This is a genomic window from Chryseobacterium sp. MYb7, from assembly GCF_002979455.1.
Lineage (GTDB): Bacteria > Bacteroidota > Bacteroidia > Flavobacteriales > Weeksellaceae > Chryseobacterium.
Genome location: NZ_PCOU01000010.1, coordinates 83,571 through 104,481, shown reverse-complemented (window position 1 = coordinate 104,481; position 20,911 = coordinate 83,571). Strand labels below are relative to the sequence as shown.

Sequence of the window (20,911 nt, the reverse complement as noted above, 5' to 3'; positions counted from 1 at the left end):
TATTTTGATAAATATACCAAAACCTTATCGATTTCTGAAAACTAAATTTCAATAATGGTATGATAAAAAAAACTCGATGATGACGAGATTATATAATTGTTCTGATAAGATTACTAATCTTTAATTCTTAAAAATTCTTTGGCTAATTCAATCATTTTTGGGTCTCCGGTGTATTTACCGTGTTCATCAGAAAGTTTTACCGTAGGAATCCATTCTTTATTGGTAGCCTGCACACCGATAAGCTTCATCACGATATTCATTGGTTTCAATCCTACATCATTCGTAAGGTTGGTTCCAATTCCGAATGAGATCCCAATTTTTCCTCTGCAGTAATTGGTAATTTCTTCTACTTTCTCAAGATTTAATGCATCTGAGAAAATAATATATTTAAACATCGGATTGATGCCGTTTCTTTGATAGTGGGCTATTGTTTTATCGGCAAATTCTAAAGCATCACCACTATCATGACGTACACCGTCAAAAAGTTTCGCGAATTTTTTATCAAACTGCTGGAAGAACACATCCGTAGTATAAGTATCAGACAGTGCCACTCCAAGATCACCTCTGTATACATCTACCCAATGTTCCAGAGCCATTTCATTAGCCATCTTGAATCCATATTCAGCAGCATGGAACATAAACCATTCATGAGCGTGTGTTCCGATTGGCTTTACCCCGTATTTCATGGCGAAATGAACATTTGAACTTCCGATAAAAGTAGATTCTTTTTTCTGTGTTAAAGCTTCCATCACCAGATTCTGTACCTTATAAGAATGTCTTCTTCTTGTTCCGAACTCGGCAAACGTTACCCCAAGCCTGGCTAATGAGTCTGCTTTTTCAAGGGTCTTGCTCATTACTACTTCATTGGAATCTCTTTCCATGTGGTTCATTTCATAATGCAGCTCACTAATCAGTGCCAGCAATGGAACCTCCCAAAGAATTGTTCTGTACCAAAGCCCTTCCACAGTAACGGAAAGGTCTCCTCCTTCCTGATGAATTTTTACTTCAGATGGATCATAATGATAGCCTTCTAAAAAATCAAGATAAGGAAGATCTATATAAGGACATGTTCTTGCCATGAACTTTTTTTCGTCTTTCGTAAGTTTAAGTTCAGCCATTTTATTAACAGCTTCTCTTAAAGCAACATCAAATCCTTCCGGAAAGTAGTGTTTTCCCCTGTTGATAAATTCGTATTTTACAATAGAACTTGGGAATAGCTTTACCACAGCATTCTGCATGGTTATTTTATAAAAATCATTATCGAGGATAGAGTTCAATCTTACGTTGCTCATAATATGTGTAATTTTAACGCAAATATAAAAATAAAAAATAAAATCGCTTAAATGTAAGGCGATTTTTTTGAAATATTTCCATGCTTGGGATGATGTTATTTTCCAATATAAGAATTATACATCCAAACCTCTTTTACCTGCTCGGAATATGGTCGCTCCTTTGATAATTTAACCCATGCATAATTTTACAGTGATATTTTGAATGGTAAGGGTACGAAAATTATTGTCGAGTATTGAGTTAAAGGTTATTACAGCCATTTTTTTGTAATAAAATTTAAAAATTTAATTTTGTTCTATATATTTAGGCAGTAAAATGAAAAAGTACGGATTTATAAGTGTTTTTGTTTTTCTATTAAGCTATTTTTTTTACTTAGTTTCGGAGATTCTTTCTTTGCCAAAAGGTGTAGGCTATTTTTATCCTGTTGATGATGTTTATATTCATTTGGAGGTGGCAAAAAATATAGCTGATCAATTTTTATTTTCTATCAACTCCAATTCATTTGATCCGGCATCTTCATCTATTTTATATAGTTTTTTTTTGAGCCTTTTAATAAAAGTTTTTGGGGATTCATCTTATTATCCTTTGTTTATTAATCTTATGTTTGGGGTTTTAGCAAGTTTTTACGCGATCAATTTTGTTGTCCATCAATATGGAAAGAAGTTTGCTTTGTTTTTTGCTCTTCTATTGCAGCCATTAGCAATGATTTATCTTTCCTCTATATTAGGAATGGAGCATACCATTCATATATTTCTAATAGTTCTTTTTTTTATTTTTTATAATAAATTAGTTTCAGGAAATTTGAAGGCTTTCTCGCATGTATTAATCGTTGTTTTTTTTCTCGGTGCTGTAAGATTTGAAAGTGTGTTCTTTATTTCTGCTGTTATTTTTGTTTTTATAGGTCAGAAGAAATTTAGACAAGGCTTGTTGATTGGTCTAGTCGGATTTTTCCCCATAATTATGTATGGACTATATTCTCTTCTTATGGGAGGATTGTTTTTCCCCAATTCCGTACTTGTCAAAAGTAATTTTCATGTTTCAGATGTAGAAAGCTTGATAACAATGTTGAAAAGTAAGTTTTTGAGTATAGATTATATCAAATATTTACTTCCTTTCAGTGTATTTTACTTTATGTATGCTTTTTCCAGATATAGAAATGTAAAACTTCAAAGAGTTCTTGAAATGGAATCATTGCCAATCATAATTTTGCTTACTTCCTATGGACAGCTCATTTTTGGAATAATGACATTTAGATATGAAAATTATCTGATGATGGCCTATCTTTTTATTGGAGTTAAAATTTGTGATTTTTATTTTAAAACTTCGGTTTTCTCTATTCCTAAGCTTTTTGCTGTTTTATTTATTGGTTACTCAGTAATTTTCGGACTATTCAAAGTGTACTGGTATCATCCGGTTTTATATATTGATTCTAAAAATCTTTACTACAATCAATATAAGCTCGCACAGTTTTTAAAAAAGTACTATCATTCTGAAACAATTGTAGCCAATGATATTGGCGCAATTACCTATTTTACAAATATTGAAGTTTTAGATATGTATGGATTGGGAAGTACAGATGTTGCAAAATACAAATATAAAAACCCTGATGGGAATAATTTTTCCTATTTTATGGGGGAATTAAGTCACCGTAAAAATGCGCGAATTGCTGTAATATATCCAGAATGGTTTGGGAAACAAATTCCCCAAAATTGGGTTTTGGTGGGAAAATGGAAAATGAGTGATTTCAGAAATCCTCATATAAGGTATGTCAATTTTTATGCTGTTACAAAAAGTGACATACCCTATTTAAGGAAAAGTTTAGAAGAGTTTAAATATAATTACTTCCCAAGATAAGAATTATACATCCAAACTTCTTTTTCCTGCTCGGTAATATAGTCGCTCATTTGCGAATTTGTACCTTCATCTCCTGCTTCATCAGTAATATCTAAAAGTTCTCTCTGAAGATCAATTACGACTTTGAATGAACTTAGAATCTGCTCAACACTTTTCGTTCCGTCAGTAACTTCTTTACTTTCTTTAATAGTTGCTACTTTTAGATAGTCCGAATAGTTGTGTGCAGGAATTGCTCCTAACGTAAGGATTCTTTCTGCAATTTCATCAATCTTTAATACAAGGCTGTTATACAATTCCTCAAACTTCGGATGAAGGGTAAAGAATTGCTCTCCTTTGATATTCCAGTGTGAACCTCTTGTGTTCTGATAGAATACAGAATAGTTAGCCAACAGTACATTTAATTTTTCTGAAATCTTTTTGCAATCGGCTTCTTTAAGGCCAATGATACTAGCATTTTTCATATGTATATATTTATTTTTTTAAGATGAGATACAATCACTGCTTCAATTGGGTGGTATAAGAAGACTTTGTTATAGTGATTGATAAGTTTATCATTTTGTATCTCCCAAATTTACGAAATATCGTGCCGAACTCCCCTGATTATTAATAGATCATAACTATAAGAAAGTTTTTAAATATAGTTTGGATATATCAGATGAGGTGCTGTGAATCTGTTTTTAAATGAAAAATTTTATAGTAAGATAAATTTCATAATTATTTAATACTCTTTTTTAAAAGCTAAAATTCTTTTTTCCTGTTCTCTTTTCCTTTTATATATTATGTTTCTTCGATGATCATATTGAAACGCGCTGTATTTTACTGTAAGTATTTGATTTTAATTTTTATATAAGTGTTTGCAGATTAAAAAAATATTACTATTTTTGCACCCTAAAATAAAAAGCAATTAAATGCCTACTATTCAACAATTAGTAAGAAAAGGAAGAGCCACGCTTGCCAAGAAGAGCAAATCGGCTGCCCTAGATTCTTGTCCACAAAGACGTGGTGTATGTACGAGAGTATATACTACTACACCTAAGAAACCAAACTCTGCACTTAGAAAAGTTGCAAGGGTAAGACTTTCTAACGGTAAAGAAGTTAACGCCTATATCCCGGGCGAAGGACACAATCTTCAGGAGCACTCGATAGTATTGGTTAGAGGCGGAAGGGTGAAAGACCTACCGGGAGTACGTTACCACATCGTAAGAGGTGCATTAGACACTGCAGGTGTAAATGGAAGAACACAGAGAAGATCTAAGTACGGAGCTAAGAGACCTAAACCAGGACAAGCAGCTGCTGCTCCTGCAAAAGGAAAGAAAAAATAATCATTAAATAAGGTACAAAAGCAATGAGAAAGACAAAAGCGAAAAAAAGACCGTTGTTACCAGATCCGAAATTTAATGATCAATTGGTAACGAGATTCGTAAACAACTTAATGCTTGACGGTAAGAAGTCAATCGCATTCAAAATTTTCTATGATGCATTAGATATCGTAGAAACTAAAAAAGGAGAAACTGAAAAAACTGCACTTGAAATCTGGAAAGATGCACTTACAAATGTAATGCCTCACGTAGAAGTACGTTCTAGAAGAGTAGGTGGAGCTAACTTTCAGATTCCAATGCCAATCAGAGCTGATAGAAAAATTTCTATGGCAATGAAATGGTTAATTAGCTACTCTAAAAAGAGAAATGATAAGTCTATGGCTTTGAAATTAGCTAATGAAGTAGTAGCTGCTTCAAGAGAAGAAGGTGCTGCTTTCAAAAAGAAATCTGATACTCACAAAATGGCGGAAGCTAACAAAGCTTTCTCACACTTTAAATTCTAATTAGAAATGAGTAGAGATCTTAAATTTACAAGAAATATTGGTATTGCCGCTCACATTGATGCTGGTAAAACTACTACTACAGAAAGAATCTTATTCTATACAGGTGTAAACCATAAAATTGGAGAAGTTCACGATGGTGCTTCTACAATGGACTGGATGGAGCAGGAAGCAGAAAGAGGTATTACTATTACTTCTGCTGCAACTACTTGTTCTTGGAACTTTCCAACTGATCAAGGAAAACCTGTTGCAGACACTAAACCTTACCACTTCAACATTATCGATACACCGGGACACGTTGACTTCACTGTAGAAGTAAACAGATCTTTAAGAGTATTAGATGGATTGGTATTCTTATTCTCAGCAGTAGATGGAGTAGAGCCTCAGTCTGAAACAAACTGGAGACTTGCTGACAACTACAAAGTTGCTAGAATGGGATTCGTAAACAAAATGGACAGACAAGGTGCTGACTTCCTTAACGTGGTAAACCAGGTTAAAGACATGTTAGGATCTAACGCAGTTCCAATCGTTTTACCAATCGGTGCTGAAGAAGATTTCAAAGGTGTTGTTGACTTAATTAAAAACAGAGCTATCATCTGGGATGAAGCAGGACAAGGAGCTACTTTCGAAGTAGTGCCAATTCCTGAAGACATGAAAGCTGAAGTTCTTGAATATAGAGAGAAATTAGTAGAAGCTGTAGCTGACTACGATGAGACTTTGATGGAGAAATTCTTCGAAGATCCAGATTCAATCTCTGAAGAAGAAATCAACGAAGCTCTTAGAAAAGCTACTATCGATTTATCTATTATCCCAATGACTTGTGGTTCTTCATTTAAGAATAAAGGAGTACAGTTTATGTTGGATGCAGTATGTAAATACTTGCCTTCTCCATTGGATAAAGATGATATCAAAGGTACTGATCCAAGAACAGACGCTGAAATCACAAGAAAACCATCTGTAGATGAGCCTTTCTCTGCATTAGCATTTAAGATTGCTACTGACCCGTTCGTGGGAAGATTAGCATTCTTCAGAGCATACTCTGGAAGACTGGATGCTGGTTCTTATATCTTGAACACTCGTTCAGGTGATAAAGAAAGAATCTCTAGAATCTATCAGATGCACGCTAACAAGCAAAATCCAGTAGAATATATTGAAGCTGGTGATATTGGTGCAGCAGTTGGATTCAAATCTATCAAAACTGGTGATACTATGTGTGATGAGAAAAACCCAATCGTTCTTGAATCGATGGTTTTCCCTGATCCGGTAATTGGTATCGCTGTTGAGCCTAAAACTAAAGCTGACCAGGATAAAATGGGTAACGCTCTAGCTAAATTGGCTGAAGAAGATCCTACGTTTACTGTTAGAACTGACGAAGCTTCTGGACAAACGATTATCTCTGGTATGGGTGAGCTTCACTTGGATATCATTGTTGACCGTATGAAGAGAGAATTCAAAGTTGAAGTAAACCAAGGACAACCTCAGGTAGAGTACAAAGAAAACTTAACAAAAGTTGCTCAACACAGAGAAGTTTACAAAAAACAATCTGGTGGTAAAGGTAAATTTGCTGATATTGTATTTGAACTAGGACCTGCAGACGAAGGTAAAGTTGGTTTAGAATTCATCAATGAGATCAAAGGTGGTAACGTTCCTAGAGAATTTGTTCCTGCAATTGAAAAAGGATTTAAAGCTGCAATGAAGAACGGTCCATTGGCTGGTTTCGAAGTTGAAGGTATTAAAGTTACTCTTAAAGATGGATCTTTCCACGCAGTGGATTCTGATGCTCTTTCATTTGAAATGGCTGCTAAATTAGGATTTAAAGAAGCTGGACGTGCTGCTAAGCCAGTAATTATGGAGCCAATTATGAAACTGGAAGTTGTAACTCCGGAAGAATATATGGGTAACATCATTGGTGACCTTAACAAAAGAAGAGGTACTATCAGTGGTCAGGAAGAGAAAAACGGTGCTGTTGTAATCAAAGGTTCTGTTCCACTTTCTGAAATGTTTGGATACGTAACTACTCTAAGAACACTTTCATCAGGAAGAGCTACTTCTTCTATGGAATTAGAGAAGTACCAGGCTACTCCACAAAACGTTGCTGAAGAAATCATAGCTAAAGCAAAAGGTTAATTTTTAAATTAAAGAAATGTCACAAAGAATCAGAATAAAACTAAAATCTTACGATTACAACTTGGTAGACAAGTCTGCTGAGAAAATCGTAAAAACGGTAAAGGCTACTGGTGCTGTTGTAAACGGTCCAATTCCATTGCCAACGAACAAGAGAATCTTCACAGTGTTGAGATCTCCGCACGTAAACAAGAAAGCAAGAGAGCAGTTCCAACTTTCAGCTCACAAGAGACTAATGGATATCTACTCTTCTTCTTCTAAAACTGTTGATGCTCTAATGAAATTAGAACTTCCTTCAGGTGTAGATGTTGAAATTAAAGTGTGATAAATGCATACTTTGCAATGATTATACAAATCCGTTCCTTTTTAGGGACGGATTTTTTTTGTGCATACTATCTAAAAAACCAAACCAGGATTAAAAACAGATTTGATGATTTACAAATCTGTTTTTTTTACATTGTACTTTCTGTAACCATAAAAAGCCTTGAAGGGATAACTCTTAATGATAGAATAGATCTGTTTAGGGATTCTAAAGAGTCCTTAGGAAGGATTAATGATCTGATATTAATAGTTCTTTTCAAGGTGACATATGTCACTTGTGTTTATTTATTTAGAATGAATAAAAATAATAATTTTGCAGAAAATTATCAGATGAATAAAGTAGTATCCTTTTCTCTGCTATTATTAGGTGGGGTTCTTGCCAATGCGCAGAAAGTAAATGATTCAGTAAAACACAAGAAAATTGAAGAAGTAGAACTGTTTGGTGAAAAAAAGAAACAGCCGCAAGGTCTGGATGCCATTACCAGATTGCCTTTGAAAACCAGAGATCAGATTCAGAGCATTTCAGTAATCTCCCACAAAGCTATTGAAGAACTAGGAGCACTTACAGTCACTGATGTTGCCAAAAACGTTCCGGGGGTAACCTTATTTTCAAGTTATGGAGGAGGAAACGAAAGTATGTCTATCAGAGGATATCGTGGAGTTCCCGTATTGAAAAATGGGGTTCAGCTGGATTCAGACTTCCGTACTGCAGGGATGATCACAGATATGCAGGGAGTAGAAAGTATTCAGGTAATCAAAGGATCTGCTGCTATTGGCCAGGGAATAGGAAATGGTTTGGGATCTGCAGGAGGAGTCATCAACGTTGTAACAAAAAGACCACAGTTTATTGATCAGACGAATGTAGGATTCCGTTACGGAAGCTGGGATTTTTACAGACCTACGGTAGATTTCCAGAGAGTACTGGATTCTCAGGGTAAAGTAGCGGTTAGATTCAATGGGGCATATCAGAATAACAATTCATTCAGAAGCCATGTAAAAGGAGAAAGAATTTATGTAAATCCATCCATTGCTTTCCGTCCTGATGATAAAACATTAATCAATGTGGAAATGGATTATTTGCACGATAAAAGAACACCGGACAGAGGAACCATAAACCTTGCTCCAGGAACTGTTGAAGCATTATATCACATGCCAAAAGGAAAGTTTTTAGGATATACATCTGATTATTCAAAAACGGAAACGTTCAACTTTGCTACTACAATTGTACGTAACCTTACTGATAAATTAAAGGTAAGAGCAGCTTTCGTTAATTCAGTAAGCAATACTGATTCTGAAGCTTCATCTGTATCATTACCGGCGGGTGAAACGAACTATAATATCAGACAACGGACTATTGGAAAATCACAGGGTGAAGATATCAATAAAGTATTACAGTTAGACTTCATCGGAGAGCAAATAAAAACAGGATTTATTAATCATACCTTCCAGGTTGGTTTTGACTGGAGAGAAACAGAAACTTCATCTACAACATATGAAGCATATAAAAACTCAATCGCACCTGGGAACTTAATCACGGCACGTGCTACAAAAATCGGAAATACAACTTACGCTGCTAATCCTCTGGATATTTTTGATGTAGTAAACGGAAGTATCCCGAATCAGCTTCCTGTGAATGTTGTTTACAAAAACCTTGGAAGATCAAATGCTGTTTTGACACCAAGTATTGGGGCGATGGCTCAGGATGTAATGACGATCGGGAAATATGTAAAAGCACATGTAGGACTTCGTTACAGCAGATTAAATGGTTCCACTAATGAATCTGTAGATACATGGAACCCTAATTTCGGATTGATCCTTTCACCACTTCCAAATGTTAATGTATTTGGATCATATACCACTACAACCTCTTTAAGGTCTTCTAATAATTTCCTTTTAGATGGTGGTAGAGTAGGGCCGTCAATGACTAAACAGTGGGAAGCAGGTATTAAATCAGACTGGTTCAATGAGCGTTTAAGATTTAATGTAACCGTATTTGATATTAAAACAGATCATCTTTCTTTTACTATTCTTGACGAAAACTATAACCCTGTTGTGATCAACAAACAAACCATGTATGGTCTTGCAGGAAACCTTAGAAGAAAAGGAGTTGAAGTAGAATTAATCGGAAGAATTCTTCCAAATCTTCAGGTGATGTCAGGTTGGGCTTATCTGGATGCACAATATCAGGACAGCCCGGCTTATATCAATGGTTCAGCACCTATGAATGCTCCTAAGCAAACAGCAAACGGATGGCTGAATTATAAATTCAATAAAGGGACTTTATCAGGTCTTGATGTAGGTGCAGGAATTTATTATGTAGGGAAAAGACCGGTTGATGAATGGACTCAGAAAACATTTACAGCAGGTCACCTGAACAGTGTGAAACCAGGAGATAAACCTTTCGATATGCCGGAATATACTACAGTAGACGCTCAGGTAGGGTATGCTATGAAAAACGGAATGGGAATAAGAATATTCTTTAACAATATCTTTGATAGTGTAGGATATAGTTCTTATTTCAGAGGAGGATACATCGATCAGATTCAGCCTAGAAACTTTGCTGTACAGGTAAACTATAAATTCTAACTTGAAAAAAATATTATGAAAATTACCAGAACAGTATTTTTATCATTGATTGGCATAGCTGGTTTAGCTTCATGCTCCGAAGAACATTTGTCCGAAGAAGAACTGAAAACAGCCAGAGAAAATATTGAAAGACATTACACTGATCCTAAAAGCATATACTCTTGGGGTAACATTTCTCCATGGAAGGATCATTGGAATAATCCTTTTTATACAAAAACCTTTTCACCTGCTCAAATCGGAAAGAGTATCTTAGCAGAAGAAAGACAAAACCTGGAATATCGGTTCTCAGAAAAAATCAAATAAGATAATTTCAAACATTCATATCAATTTTAATTAAAAAAACATTAAGACAGAATTTCTGTTTTAATGTTTTTTTTTATCAGTATTTATTATGTCTGATTCCTGTTAATTTTATACATTTATTATTCTAAAAATAAAGATCATGAGCCATAAAGGGAATAGTTTTTTTGAGAAATTTTCAAACTGGGCTGTAAAATTTACAGGAAGTGCCTATGCTTTTGTTGGGGCTTTTCTTATCGTTTTGGTATGGGCAGTTTCCGGTCCTTTCTTTGACTACTCTGAAACCTGGCAGTTGGTAATTAATACCGGAACGACAATCATTACCTTTTTGATGGTATTTTTGATTCAAAAAGCCCAGAATAAAGACTCAAAAGCAATACAAATCAAATTGAATGAACTTATTGCTGCCCATGAAAAAGCAAGCAACCGAATGGTAGATATTGAAGATCTTACAGAAGCAGAATTGGATCAGCTTCACATCTATTATGAGAAACTGGGTGAACTTGCTAAAAAAGATACAGATATTCATATGTCTCATTCCATTGATGTTGCACAGATAAATCATGATTATAAATATGAGTTTTTTAAAAGAAGACATGAAGAATGGATGCAGAAACAGGAGCAAAGAAAATGATTTTTTATTTCTCATATGTGTTAATTATTTTTTCATAGTTATTTTTTTATCTATTTTTAATTGTTTTTTTTGAGAAATATTTACATTTGTCAAAAAAAATATATGAAAACAAAATTATTTTGTTTGCCTGTGCTGTTTTTAGCATTTTCGGCAAATGCGCAATGGAACAGAGGGATTCCTGAACAAAAAATTATTAAGAAAAGTGATCATTCAGTTTATTATAAACTTGATTTGGATCAGATAAGAACTCAGCTTCTCAGAGCTCCTAAAATGGGTGAGGGAGCTCCCACTACAGTTAGCATTCCTACCTTAGATGGAAAAATTGAAAAATTTACAGTAAATAGTTTTCCGGTAATGGATGAGACGTTGGCGAATAAATATCAGCTTGGGTCTTATGTAGGGATAGGAATTGATGATCCTACCAAATATATCAGATTTAGTGTTGCTCCCAATGATTTCCAATCCATGATTATTGGTACAGACGGGAAATATGAATTTATAGAACCTGCAACATCAGATAAATCTTATTACTCCATCCATGGGAAGACTAATAAGAGTGGACACGCATTTACCTGTAAGACCAAAGAAAGTAAAGAATCTGTGGAAAACCTGCAAAAACTAATGAATGCAGGTGCAGTGGCTAAATCCAATAACAAAACTTTCCATACTCTTAGGCTGGCTATGTCGGTGACAGGTGAGTATACTAATTATTTTGGTGGTGTTGCTGGAGCGCTTACCCAGATTAATGCTACTTTATCGAGGGTGAATGGTGTATTCGAAAAAGAATTTAACCTTCACGTTAATGCTATTGATGCTCCTAACCTTATTTTTACCAACGCCGCTACTGATCCTTATAGTACATCTGAGTTTATGTGTAAGTGGAATAATGAATTGATGAATACTTTACATGGAGGAGCGTACGGTGTTACTGATGCTAGTTTTGATATTGGACATTTGTTCGGGGCTTCAGGTGGCGGAGGAAATGCTGGCTGTATTGGTTGTATAGGAAGTAATGATATTTCCACAACTTCTTACACGGCTGCTCAAAGTGACTGCCAGGATGCAGGTGGAAATTATTATGCTTACACCGCTCCGGATAATTATAAAGGAAGCGGAATAACTTCTCCGGCCAGTAATGTACCAATGGGTGACAATTTTGATATAGACTATGTTGCTCATGAGATAGGGCACCAGTTAGGTGATTCACATACATACAGCTTTTACGAAAATTACCTGAATCAAGAGGTTGAGCCAGGGTCAGGATCAACTATTATGGGCTATGCAGGTATTACCGGTGCCAGTACTGATGTTCAGCAACATTCTGATGCCTATTTCCATAGTGTGAGTATTGATCAGGTACAGACAAATCTTTCCACTGTAACTGTAGATGTAGAAACACCTATTACCAATAATCCTCCGGTAGTGACTGCGATGAATACCACATATACTATTCCAAAATCAACAGCTTTTGTTTTAACAGCTTCAGCAACAGATCCTGATGGAGATGCTTTGACATACTGCTGGGAACAGGTTAACCCTAGTAAGCTTGCTAATGGAGTTACTAAATCTAATATTGGAAATACAAGCTCAGGAGCAAGTTTCAGATCTTGGGCGCCTACCGCAAGCCCTACAAGATATTTCCCTAAGCTGGCAACGGTATTAGGAGGTACTGTAAAAAACACTACAGATTTTGAAGCGGCAAGTACGGTGGCAAGAACAACCAACTTCCGTGTGACAGTAAGAGATAATAAACCTGGAGGACAGGCTCAGACTGCTTATGCAACACAAACTATTGTTGTAGGATCTGCAGCTGCATTTACAGTCAATACAACATCACTTACTCCTAATGTGAATTCTACTATTACATGGACGGTTTCCGGAACTACGGCTTCTCCATACAACGTAGCAAATGTTAAAATTGATTATACAGAAGATATGGGAGTAACCTGGACAGATCTTGCAGCATCAGTTCCGAATAATGGATCAGCAAGTGTTTTCATCCCTGCATCTTTAGCCGGAAAAACAATTTACCTGAGAGTTTCTGCACTTGGGAATGTTTTCTATGCAGTGAAGCAGGCTAGTGTTGCTAGTTTATTGGCAGTTTCTGAAGCAGGAAATGTAAAATCTGTTAAGATCTATCCAAACCCTGTAGAAGATGTATTGAATGTTATGAATGTTTCAGCCAACGCATCTTATGAAATCTTTAATGCTCCGGGGCAATTGGTTGCAAGCGGAAATATTGGTGAAGGCAAAATTAATGTCAGCACTCTTGTAAAAGGTGTTTACTTTATTACAATTAAAAATGGTAAAGAAGAAAAGACCACAACTAAATTTGTTAAAAAATAGGTGAACAAAAAATAAAATAAAAAACCTCTGATCACTCAGAGGTTTTTTTATGGTTTATATTATCTCATAAAATAGCTGAAATAACTACAGCTGCCCATTAGGTTTTTCGTTGTCTCGGTATCAGAATACTGAGCTTTCAACTGAACGAAATAAGTTCTGTATTTTTGGTTTTTAAGGTTGTCCATTTCTTTTTGGCGGGCATCTTCTTTTTCAGACCATTTAGGATCTGAGTAATCAAAATCTTTTGGTGCTTTAGCTTCATACTGGTAATATTTACCCTGCTCAGCACTTGCCATCTGGAATAAGATTCTTGCTTTTTCTTCCTTGTTGTTGGAAAGCTTAAGTGCCTTTTGATAGTAATTGATACTCAGATCAAAATTATCAGGTTCAATATAAGAAGTGTCCAGGAAGTTTTTATAATAATACTTGTAAGGGTTCTTTCTGTCGGTGTTCCAGAAGTTGTATTTACCTCCGTTGCTGTTGTCGATATCCATTACAAACAATTCACGGTAATATCCTAGAATAGAAGTATTGTAAAGTAAGTTACCGATAAGCTGATTGGCTTTGGCTGCTTTTTCACCTGTCCCGTTTCCAATTTTTTTCAATTTAATCAGTGCATCTGCCAGTTCAAGTTTATCCATGCTTGTTTTGATGAAAGGGAAATCAGTATAGTTTTCCGCTTTCATACTTTCGGTATCAGCACTTCCGAAGCTTTCCCAAACATTATGTCCGAATACAAGATTTGAAATATTTTTAAATCCGTTGTATTCAGCAGGAGTATATTGTTTTGGGGTGATGGTTTGACTGCTCTTTTCATTCCAGTCATAATTTTGTCTTGGAATACCCGCGAAGCTTTTTGCTTTTTCATAATAAGCTTTCGCCTTTTCAAAATCGGCAAGTCTCATGGCTCTGTCTCCGTAAATGGTGCTGAAGAATGCATCTACGCTACCTACACTATCCATGTTTTTCGCAATGATCTGCTGTTCAAACTGTGTTTTGTTTGGCTTTCTGTAAAACTCTTCCACACTTTTTACTAAACTTGAATTCGGGTTATATTGGAGATCCGAAAGTTTGTTATTCATCAGGAAAGATTTTCCATCCTCTCCCTGAAGGAAATAACGGTTGGCAATCACATCTTTAAGGAAATCCGCAGTAGACGGAGCTTCTCCATAATAATCGAAATTATCTGTTGCTGCTGTATCTTTCACTACTTTTTTCTCCACAAAATACTCAGCATAATCTTTCATTAAATGATCTTCATATTCTGCATCAATTTTAGGTTGGGAAACAATATCATTAAGAACTTTCATTCTTTTTATTTCCTCCAGATATTCCGGATTGGTTGTTTTGATGTCATTCAAAATTTCAGAACTCGCTTTATAGTCTTTCTTTAAAAATTTAAGATAAGCATCTGCAATCTGCCAGTATTCATCTTTAGACTTTTCTTTGGTTTTATCGGTGAATTTCTCCAGGCTGTCCAGAAAGTCCTGTCTTTTTTCATCGTAATAATAGCCCGTTCTGTTGTAGAACGGAATTCTGTCCGGATTGCTGAATAATTCATCATCACTTTGATCAGCCTTAGCATTATCACCTGTTTTTTCTGATTTTGAACCTCCGAAAAGATTTTTAAAGAACCTTACAATTTTCTGCCAGAAAGAAAGCTTTTCTTCTTTTACCTCAGTTTTGGTTTGATCTGTTGATTGGTTCTTTGAAGCATTGTCCTTAGAGTTTTCCTTTGCTTCTGTTTTTTGAGCCTCTGAAGTATAGTAATAAGTAGGCAGATAGCTTCTTTCAAGTTCATTGATACTTCTTGCTGCCATTACCTTCAGGATCTCAGAATCAGGATTGATTTCATACATCTTTTCCATCATCGGAATAGGATTGTTGAAATCTTCATATCCTAAAAGGAAATAAGCCATATTTTTTTCATCATTCGTATTGGCTCTTTTCAGGATATTGCTGAAAGATGCCGTATCCGAAAGCTTCATAGAAACAAATGCAGATTCCTTGCGGTCTTTGCTGTTCATGAATACCTGAAAAAAGTTCCAGTTGGCATCACTGTTCATTTCCAATCCTCTTTGAGCTCCCGCCAGCTGATCCAGGGACATGAAGTAAACCGACCCCTTTAGTTTTATAGGAGCAACATAAGTTTTGAAAGCCTGTACTGCAGAATCATAGTTTCTTGTATAATGATTTAATCTTACCAACTGATAGCCGTAACGTTGTTTGATTTCAGGATTTCTCGCTGCATTGTACAAAGACGTTAAGGCTGCAATGGTTTTATGATAATCAATAGCTGTGGCATTTTTTCTGTTGGTATCTCTATCGTAATAGAATGAGTTCTCGCTTTCAATATAATTGATGCTCATAAAAGGTTCAATATATTTGGCCTCAATCAAATAATCAATACCGTCCTTATATTTCTGGTAAAATCCGGTGCCTAGTTTTTGTAAAAGTGGATTGGCAGGATTTCCGTTCTTTAAAGCATTCAGATCGTTCATACTGATCTTATACACCAGATTCTGGGTTTCAGAATAGCTAAGCTGATTGTTGAAGAACTTTTTCCATGTTTCGATATTGTCATCAGGAATCAATGATGAATTATATCCTCCATAAAATCTGCTTGAATAGTTGTGCAGAAAAGGAAGATAAGCCTTGTCCTTGATGATGGTTTGTGTAAAAAGGTTGAAGTAATCATAATCAGGATCTGACCACGCACAGGCGTCAGATTGTGTATAGAAAAGTGATACAACCGCAAGTGAAAGAATGTACTTTTTCATAGGGTGTGTAGTGTTTTTTATTTTTAATTTAATATTGTATGATGGTATGGTTCTGGCAGTTTGCCTCTATCTGCAAGAGATTAAAATTTCCTGTCTGACACAAATTTACTATCTAATTGATAATAAATAATAGTAAAATGTGGGATTTTTTTCTGTAAAAACTGTATAACATCGTTTAGCTGATCTTCAGAAATTTCCTCTATCTTTATTGTAAAGCCTTTGTTTAAATAACTTCCAAAGTAGAATCCATCTTTCAGAACTTCAATCTCATGATCGGACGTTTTCTTAAAGTTGGGATTTTCCAGATCTCTTTTGGATAAGGCATTAATCAGTTTATGCTTCCCTAAATGATTGGTGACAATTCCCCATGAATAAATAGGAAGTGCCACTTCAACTTTTTTGATGGGATATTCTTCCATTTTTGAAAGATAGCTTTTCAGAATGCTAACATCCAGAATAGAATTCTTGTCAGATTTTTCCAAGGGGGATGAAGTAGAGTAGCACATCAGATAGACTTTTTCCACAGGAGGAATTCCGGTCAGTTTTTTATCTTTCACCTGATGAAGACGAAGGGTGCAGGTAATTTCTTTTCCGGAAACTCTTTTGAGCTCTTTCAGAAATTTAAAATAATCATTCCTCGTTCCAGCTGTCCAGTCACAGTCGATTTGGATTTCGTTATTGGTTTTCAGTTGATATTCTTCCGCTTTCTTTTGAACTAAATGATGAATACTTTCCGCCAGAAATTTGATTTCATCCGCAGAAATACCCAGCAAGGTCTGATTGGTAATGAAAACTGTAGGGACAATCTGCTTGTCAGTCTGAAAACTTTTGTCTTTAGTAATAACAGCCACTGGCTGAAATTTTCCGTTCACTTTATCTACATCAAAGAATCTTGTGTACAAATAAGGAACAGTTGATTTGTCCAATGCTTTCTTCTCCTCGCTGTCAAGTTTTAATTTGGTTTTCCAGTAATAAAACGTGTAAGGATGATTTTCTTTCTTGCTGCATGACACAATAAGGGAAAAGATAAGCAGAAAAAGGATTTTATAATTTTTCATGGGGATAAATCACTCATCAAAAATAAGGATATTCAGGCAGAATATAAACCGTAAAATCCCGGTGATTGGCATTTCACTACAAAAAGAAAACCACCCCAGATGGAGTGGCTCTCTCTATATATACAATTTTAACTACTTATAAAGTTCACTTTCACACTTACACGTGTCTTTATTAACACTCTCACTGGATGAACAGCAGTCCTCAAGGTGTAGAATATTTCCTCTTTCATCGGTAAGATAGATTTTATCTTTGTCAAATTTCACCAAAAAATTCTCTTCATATTCCTTAAAACCTACTTTCATGACTTTATTAGGAGCATATTGTCCGGCATTTATTTCTTCTTTTGTTTCTTTTCCGTCAGCCTGATTCACCTGAACATATCCAAAATGAACATCACCACTCTTTTTAATATCCACATAATAATGAGGTGTACCGGTGCCACTGTAACCTTTCATGATATCAAAGCTTCTGTGTCCGGTAAAAGGAACTTTCACCTGCTGGGCCAAAGTAAAAAGACTAATACACAGAATCAGTAAACTGAAAATCTTTTTCATACATATTTTTTTCAAAAGTAAATATATTTAAGCAAAGGAGCCTCCGTAAAAACCCGGTTATTGTATGGTTTTTTTTACAGTGTATTTTTAAGCAATTCTCCTTTTTAAGCCGAGGTGTAATAAAAACCACCCCAAAAGGAGTGGCTTTTCTATAATTTAGCTAAAATCAGATTAAAAAACCGTTGCTGCAAGTTGAATTCTTGCATATTTATTGGACGGATTCCACATGGCCATCATAGAGACAGGAAGGCTGTAATGATCGGTAATCTTAACTACTTTTCCAGCTTTTACTCCTACATTCACGATGTCAAAGCTGTTTTTGCCATTGCCATATAAAAATGTTTTGTCGTTGAGCGCAAATCCTGCTCCTACAAATGCATCCAGATTCACTTTCTCTCCCTTAATGACAGGATAGCTTGCCTGTACATAAGTAGAGTATCTGTTCTTTTTGTAGGTTCCATCAGCTTCCAGAATAACTTCTCCTGCGTTAGCCCCACCATACAGCATGATATCAGCTTCAATATTGATCGGGAATGAAGGGCCGAAAGTATAGTTTGTTCTTAAATCAATGATATGGGCAGTCCTCCTCTGCGAATAGCTGAAGATATCATCAGCAGCCACTGCAGTATTGATGTTTCGGGAGTTATAAAGATCCCATAATCCAATATAAAAACGTCCGTTGGAATATTGAACATAATAATTGATCTCCTTATAATGAGTGTTGTCCTTATCATCTGCTAATGCAGATGCACCCCAAATTCCTACCTTCCATTTCTTTTCCGCATCTAAGGCATAAGAAAGATTTCCCATTACAACAGGTTTGTCTGTAATAATAAGCCCTCTCCATAAGTGATTGTTCTGAATGTTGGCTGTAAAATCAAGCCTGCCTTCTTTGGTTTCCTTGGTTTCGCCATTTTCCTGTGAAAATAATCTTCCTGTGCCGATGGCAAGAAGGAAGATCCCCTTTAAGACTTTTTTCATCATTTGTTTTTATTTTAAAAATCCATATAAAACTGCTGCGATAATAGCTCCTGTAACAGGACCTACTACCGGAATCCAGGCATATCCCCAATCACTGCTTCCTTTTACAGGTAAGATGGCATGCATGATTCTTGGAGCAAGATCTCTTGCAGGGTTGATTGCATATCCTGTAGTACCTCCAAGCGATAATCCTATTACCCATACAAGAAAGGTAACCGGAATAGCCCCTACTGTGCCTAATCCTACTTTTGCGGTTGGATCTGCCTGTAAAGAGATACTCGGATCTGAAAAATGAAAAATAACGAATACCAGAACGAATGTTCCAATGATTTCGCTGATCAGATTAGAAGATGTTTTTCTGATGGCAGGACTTGTACTGAAACAAGCCAGTTTAGCCCCTTCATCTTCTGTAATGGCAAAATGATCTTTATTAAATAACCATACCAGAAAAGCACCCAGCATTCCTCCGATCATTTGAGCGGCGATATAAGACGGAACCAAATCCCATGAAAATTTTCCTGCAGCTGCAAGACCAATAGTTACAGCCGGGTTCAGGTGAGCCCCACTTATTGGCCCGGCAACGGTTACTCCCACGAAAACGGCAAGTGCCCATGCGGTAGTAATAACGATCCATCCGGAATTATTTCCTTTCGTATCTTTTAAGACAACATTGGCTACAACACCGTTGCCTAACAATATAAGAAGCATCGTTCCGATAACTTCTGCAATAAATGGGGTCATATAAGTTTTTTTTATAAGTGAATTAATCTTCTATCCAGCTTTGAGCGCTTTTTACAGCTTTCTTCCAGAAATGGGTCATTTTATCTACTTGCTCCCTGCTCAATTGAGGGTGGAAGTCTTTATCTATAATCCATTGTTCCTGAATTTCATCAATGTTTTTCCAATATCCTACAGCAAGGCCGGCAAGATAAGCTGCTCCTAGTGCTGTTGTTTCAAGTGTTTTAGGTCTCGTAGTTTTGAAACCGAATAGGTCAGACTGTATCTGCATCAGAAGATCACTTGCAGAAGCACCACCGTCTACTCTTAATTCAAGGCTTGCTCTTCCGGAATCTGCTTCCATAGCTTTTACAATCTCATAAACCTGGAATGCTATTCCTTCCAGCGTAGCTCTTGCGATATGTGCGTCAGTAGTACCGCGGGTAATTCCTACAATAGTTCCTCGTGCATATTGATCCCAGTAAGGGGCGCCAAGACCAGTCAATGCAGGAACGAAATACACTCCGCCATTATCTGGCACAGAAGCAGCCAGTTCGTTCACCTGATCTGAAGAATGAATAATTTTAAGACCGTCTCTCAACCATTGAATGGCTGCACCTCCTACAAATACACTTCCTTCCAGTGCATAGTTCACTTCTCCATTAATTTTCCAGGCTACGGTTGTAAGCAGATTATTTTTAGAAGAAACAGCTTCAGTTCCTGTATTCATTAATAAGAAACAGCCTGTTCCGTATGTGTTTTTAACCATTCCCGGAGTAGTGCACATTTGTCCGAATAAAGCAGCCTGCTGGTCGCCCGCAATTCCAGCAATCGGAATTTTGGTAGAGAATAGAGTAGTGGCAGTTTCACCATATATTTCACTGCTTTGTTTTACTTCAGGAAGAATAGTTTTCGGAATGTTGAATAATTCTAATAAATCATTATCCCATTCCAAGGTATGAATATTCAGAAGCATTGTTCTGCTGCCATTGGAAACGTCTGTAATAAACATTTTTCCACGGGTAAGTTTCCAGACAAGCCATGTGTCAACAGTTCCGAAACATAATTTTCCTTCTTCCGCCTTTTGTCTTGCTCCTTCTACATTATCAAGAATCCATTTCAGTTTGGTTGCTGAAAAGTAAGCATCCAGAACAAGTCCTGTTTTCTCTTTGATCATTTCTGCATGCCCTTGTTCTTTCAGTTCATCGCAGTACTTTGAGGTCCTGCGGTCTTGCCATACAATTGCATTGTAGATAGGCTCACCGGTTTCTTTGTCCCAAACGATTGTCGTTTCACGTTGGTTGGTAATACCGATAGCGGCAACTTCCAGTCCGGAGATACCTGCTTTCGCTATAACTTCTGCTGCTACGGAGATTTGTGATGACCAGATTTCGTTAGGATCATGCTCTACCCAGCCTGGGGTGGGGAATATCTGACTGAAATCTTTTTGCGATACATATTTGATTTCTCCGCTGTGATTGAAGAGAATCGCTCTGGAGGAAGTTGTTCCCTGGTCTAGAGCGAGAATTAGTTTTTCATTCATGTA

General features: G+C 36.2%; 17 protein-coding genes. 9 read left to right on the top strand and 8 right to left on the bottom strand.

What is annotated here, in order from left to right:
• Positions 1–113: 113 nt before the first annotated feature.
• On the bottom strand, positions 114–1,292 hold the full coding sequence (gene pncB / locus CQ046_RS10310; protein ID WP_105702161.1) for a nicotinate phosphoribosyltransferase: 1,179 nt from the start codon (positions 1,290–1,292) through the stop codon (positions 114–116).
• A 448-nt stretch (positions 1,293–1,740) separates the two neighbouring features.
• Here pncB and CQ046_RS10305 point away from each other — a divergent pair, with 448 nt between their 5' ends.
• Positions 1,741–3,144 (top strand): hypothetical protein, encoded by a 1,404-nt coding sequence (locus CQ046_RS10305; protein WP_123906603.1) that lies wholly within the window; start codon positions 1,741–1,743, stop codon positions 3,142–3,144.
• Here the strand turns inward: CQ046_RS10305 and CQ046_RS10300 are convergent.
• Positions 3,129–3,605, bottom strand: coding sequence for a Dps family protein (locus CQ046_RS10300; RefSeq protein WP_105702159.1), 477 nt, complete (start codon positions 3,603–3,605; stop codon positions 3,129–3,131). The two genes, CQ046_RS10305 and CQ046_RS10300, sit on opposite strands and share 16 nt — an antisense overlap.
• Positions 3,606–4,052: 447 nt before the next feature.
• Between CQ046_RS10300 and rpsL the strand changes: the two genes are divergently transcribed.
• From rpsL to CQ046_RS10260, 8 genes are all read left to right on the top strand, one after another.
• Positions 4,053–4,466 (top strand): 30S ribosomal protein S12, encoded by a 414-nt coding sequence (gene rpsL, locus CQ046_RS10295; RefSeq protein WP_002983146.1) that lies wholly within the window; start codon positions 4,053–4,055, stop codon positions 4,464–4,466.
• Positions 4,467–4,489: 23 nt separating this feature from the next.
• Positions 4,490–4,966, top strand: coding sequence for a 30S ribosomal protein S7 (gene rpsG, locus CQ046_RS10290; protein ID WP_034677991.1), 477 nt, complete (start codon positions 4,490–4,492; stop codon positions 4,964–4,966).
• Positions 4,967–4,972: 6 nt separating this feature from the next.
• Positions 4,973–7,090 carry an elongation factor G gene (fusA, locus tag CQ046_RS10285; protein ID WP_105702158.1) on the top strand — a complete coding sequence of 706 codons (2,118 nt, stop codon included), beginning with the start codon at positions 4,973–4,975 and terminating at the stop codon, positions 7,088–7,090.
• Positions 7,091–7,106: 16 nt separating this feature from the next.
• Positions 7,107–7,412: a 30S ribosomal protein S10 gene (gene rpsJ, locus CQ046_RS10280; RefSeq protein ID WP_002661363.1), complete on the top strand. Its 306-nt coding sequence runs from the start codon at positions 7,107–7,109 to the stop codon at positions 7,410–7,412.
• Between the two features lie 326 nt (positions 7,413–7,738).
• Positions 7,739–9,994 (top strand): TonB-dependent siderophore receptor, encoded by a 2,256-nt coding sequence (locus CQ046_RS10275; protein WP_105702197.1) that lies wholly within the window; start codon positions 7,739–7,741, stop codon positions 9,992–9,994.
• A 15-nt stretch (positions 9,995–10,009) separates the two neighbouring features.
• Positions 10,010–10,297, top strand: coding sequence for a hypothetical protein (locus CQ046_RS10270; RefSeq protein WP_105702157.1), 288 nt, complete (start codon positions 10,010–10,012; stop codon positions 10,295–10,297).
• Between the two features lie 139 nt (positions 10,298–10,436).
• Positions 10,437–10,928, top strand: coding sequence for a low affinity iron permease family protein (locus CQ046_RS10265; RefSeq protein WP_105702156.1), 492 nt, complete (start codon positions 10,437–10,439; stop codon positions 10,926–10,928).
• Between the two features lie 102 nt (positions 10,929–11,030).
• Entirely contained in the window at positions 11,031–13,274 is a 2,244-nt protein-coding gene (locus tag CQ046_RS10260; RefSeq protein WP_105702155.1) for a zinc-dependent metalloprotease, read from the top strand.
• Positions 13,275–13,333: 59 nt separating this feature from the next.
• Here CQ046_RS10260 and CQ046_RS10255 read toward each other — a convergent pair whose 3' ends face one another.
• The 6 genes from CQ046_RS10255 to glpK form a co-directional block, all read right to left on the bottom strand.
• Positions 13,334–16,054: a hypothetical protein gene (locus tag CQ046_RS10255; RefSeq protein ID WP_105702154.1), complete on the bottom strand. Its 2,721-nt coding sequence runs from the start codon at positions 16,052–16,054 to the stop codon at positions 13,334–13,336.
• An 80-nt stretch (positions 16,055–16,134) separates the two neighbouring features.
• Positions 16,135–17,112: a hypothetical protein gene (locus tag CQ046_RS10250; protein ID WP_105702153.1), complete on the bottom strand. Its 978-nt coding sequence runs from the start codon at positions 17,110–17,112 to the stop codon at positions 16,135–16,137.
• A gap of 132 nt (positions 17,113–17,244) precedes the next feature.
• A complete protein-coding gene (locus CQ046_RS10245) occupies positions 17,245–17,667 on the bottom strand; it encodes a hypothetical protein (RefSeq protein ID WP_105702152.1) in 423 nt (140 codons plus the stop codon).
• A gap of 171 nt (positions 17,668–17,838) precedes the next feature.
• Positions 17,839–18,651: a hypothetical protein gene (locus tag CQ046_RS10240; RefSeq protein ID WP_410493680.1), complete on the bottom strand. Its 813-nt coding sequence runs from the start codon at positions 18,649–18,651 to the stop codon at positions 17,839–17,841.
• A 6-nt stretch (positions 18,652–18,657) separates the two neighbouring features.
• Positions 18,658–19,389 carry an MIP/aquaporin family protein gene (locus CQ046_RS10235; RefSeq protein WP_105702150.1) on the bottom strand — a complete coding sequence of 244 codons (732 nt, stop codon included), beginning with the start codon at positions 19,387–19,389 and terminating at the stop codon, positions 18,658–18,660.
• Between the two features lie 22 nt (positions 19,390–19,411).
• Complete coding sequence (gene glpK, locus CQ046_RS10230; RefSeq protein WP_105702149.1) at positions 19,412–20,908, bottom strand: glycerol kinase GlpK; 1,497 nt, start codon at positions 20,906–20,908, stop codon at positions 19,412–19,414.
• Positions 20,909–20,911: the final 3 nt, after the last annotated feature.

What these genes read in the sequence shown, in the direction of transcription:
- CQ046_RS10275 (WP_105702197.1), top strand. Translation starts at nt 7,739, where the DNA reads ATGAATAAAGTAGTATCCTTTTCTCTGCTATTATTAGGTGGGGTTCTT.
- CQ046_RS10245 (WP_105702152.1), bottom strand. Translation starts at nt 17,667, where the DNA reads ATGAAAAAGATTTTCAGTTTACTGATTCTGTGTATTAGTCTTTTTACT.
- rpsG (WP_034677991.1), top strand. Translation starts at nt 4,490, where the DNA reads ATGAGAAAGACAAAAGCGAAAAAAAGACCGTTGTTACCAGATCCGAAA.
- CQ046_RS10255 (WP_105702154.1), bottom strand. Translation starts at nt 16,054, where the DNA reads ATGAAAAAGTACATTCTTTCACTTGCGGTTGTATCACTTTTCTATACA.
- CQ046_RS10260 (WP_105702155.1), top strand. Translation starts at nt 11,031, where the DNA reads ATGAAAACAAAATTATTTTGTTTGCCTGTGCTGTTTTTAGCATTTTCG.
- glpK (WP_105702149.1), bottom strand. Translation starts at nt 20,908, where the DNA reads ATGAATGAAAAACTAATTCTCGCTCTAGACCAGGGAACAACTTCCTCC.
- CQ046_RS10250 (WP_105702153.1), bottom strand. Translation starts at nt 17,112, where the DNA reads ATGAAAAATTATAAAATCCTTTTTCTGCTTATCTTTTCCCTTATTGTG.
- CQ046_RS10270 (WP_105702157.1), top strand. Translation starts at nt 10,010, where the DNA reads ATGAAAATTACCAGAACAGTATTTTTATCATTGATTGGCATAGCTGGT.
- pncB (WP_105702161.1), bottom strand. Translation starts at nt 1,292, where the DNA reads ATGAGCAACGTAAGATTGAACTCTATCCTCGATAATGATTTTTATAAA.
- CQ046_RS10265 (WP_105702156.1), top strand. Translation starts at nt 10,437, where the DNA reads ATGAGCCATAAAGGGAATAGTTTTTTTGAGAAATTTTCAAACTGGGCT.
- CQ046_RS10240 (WP_410493680.1), bottom strand. Translation starts at nt 18,651, where the DNA reads ATGATGAAAAAAGTCTTAAAGGGGATCTTCCTTCTTGCCATCGGCACA.
- CQ046_RS10300 (WP_105702159.1), bottom strand. Translation starts at nt 3,605, where the DNA reads ATGAAAAATGCTAGTATCATTGGCCTTAAAGAAGCCGATTGCAAAAAG.
- CQ046_RS10235 (WP_105702150.1), bottom strand. Translation starts at nt 19,389, where the DNA reads ATGACCCCATTTATTGCAGAAGTTATCGGAACGATGCTTCTTATATTG.
- fusA (WP_105702158.1), top strand. Translation starts at nt 4,973, where the DNA reads ATGAGTAGAGATCTTAAATTTACAAGAAATATTGGTATTGCCGCTCAC.
- rpsJ (WP_002661363.1), top strand. Translation starts at nt 7,107, where the DNA reads ATGTCACAAAGAATCAGAATAAAACTAAAATCTTACGATTACAACTTG.
- rpsL (WP_002983146.1), top strand. Translation starts at nt 4,053, where the DNA reads ATGCCTACTATTCAACAATTAGTAAGAAAAGGAAGAGCCACGCTTGCC.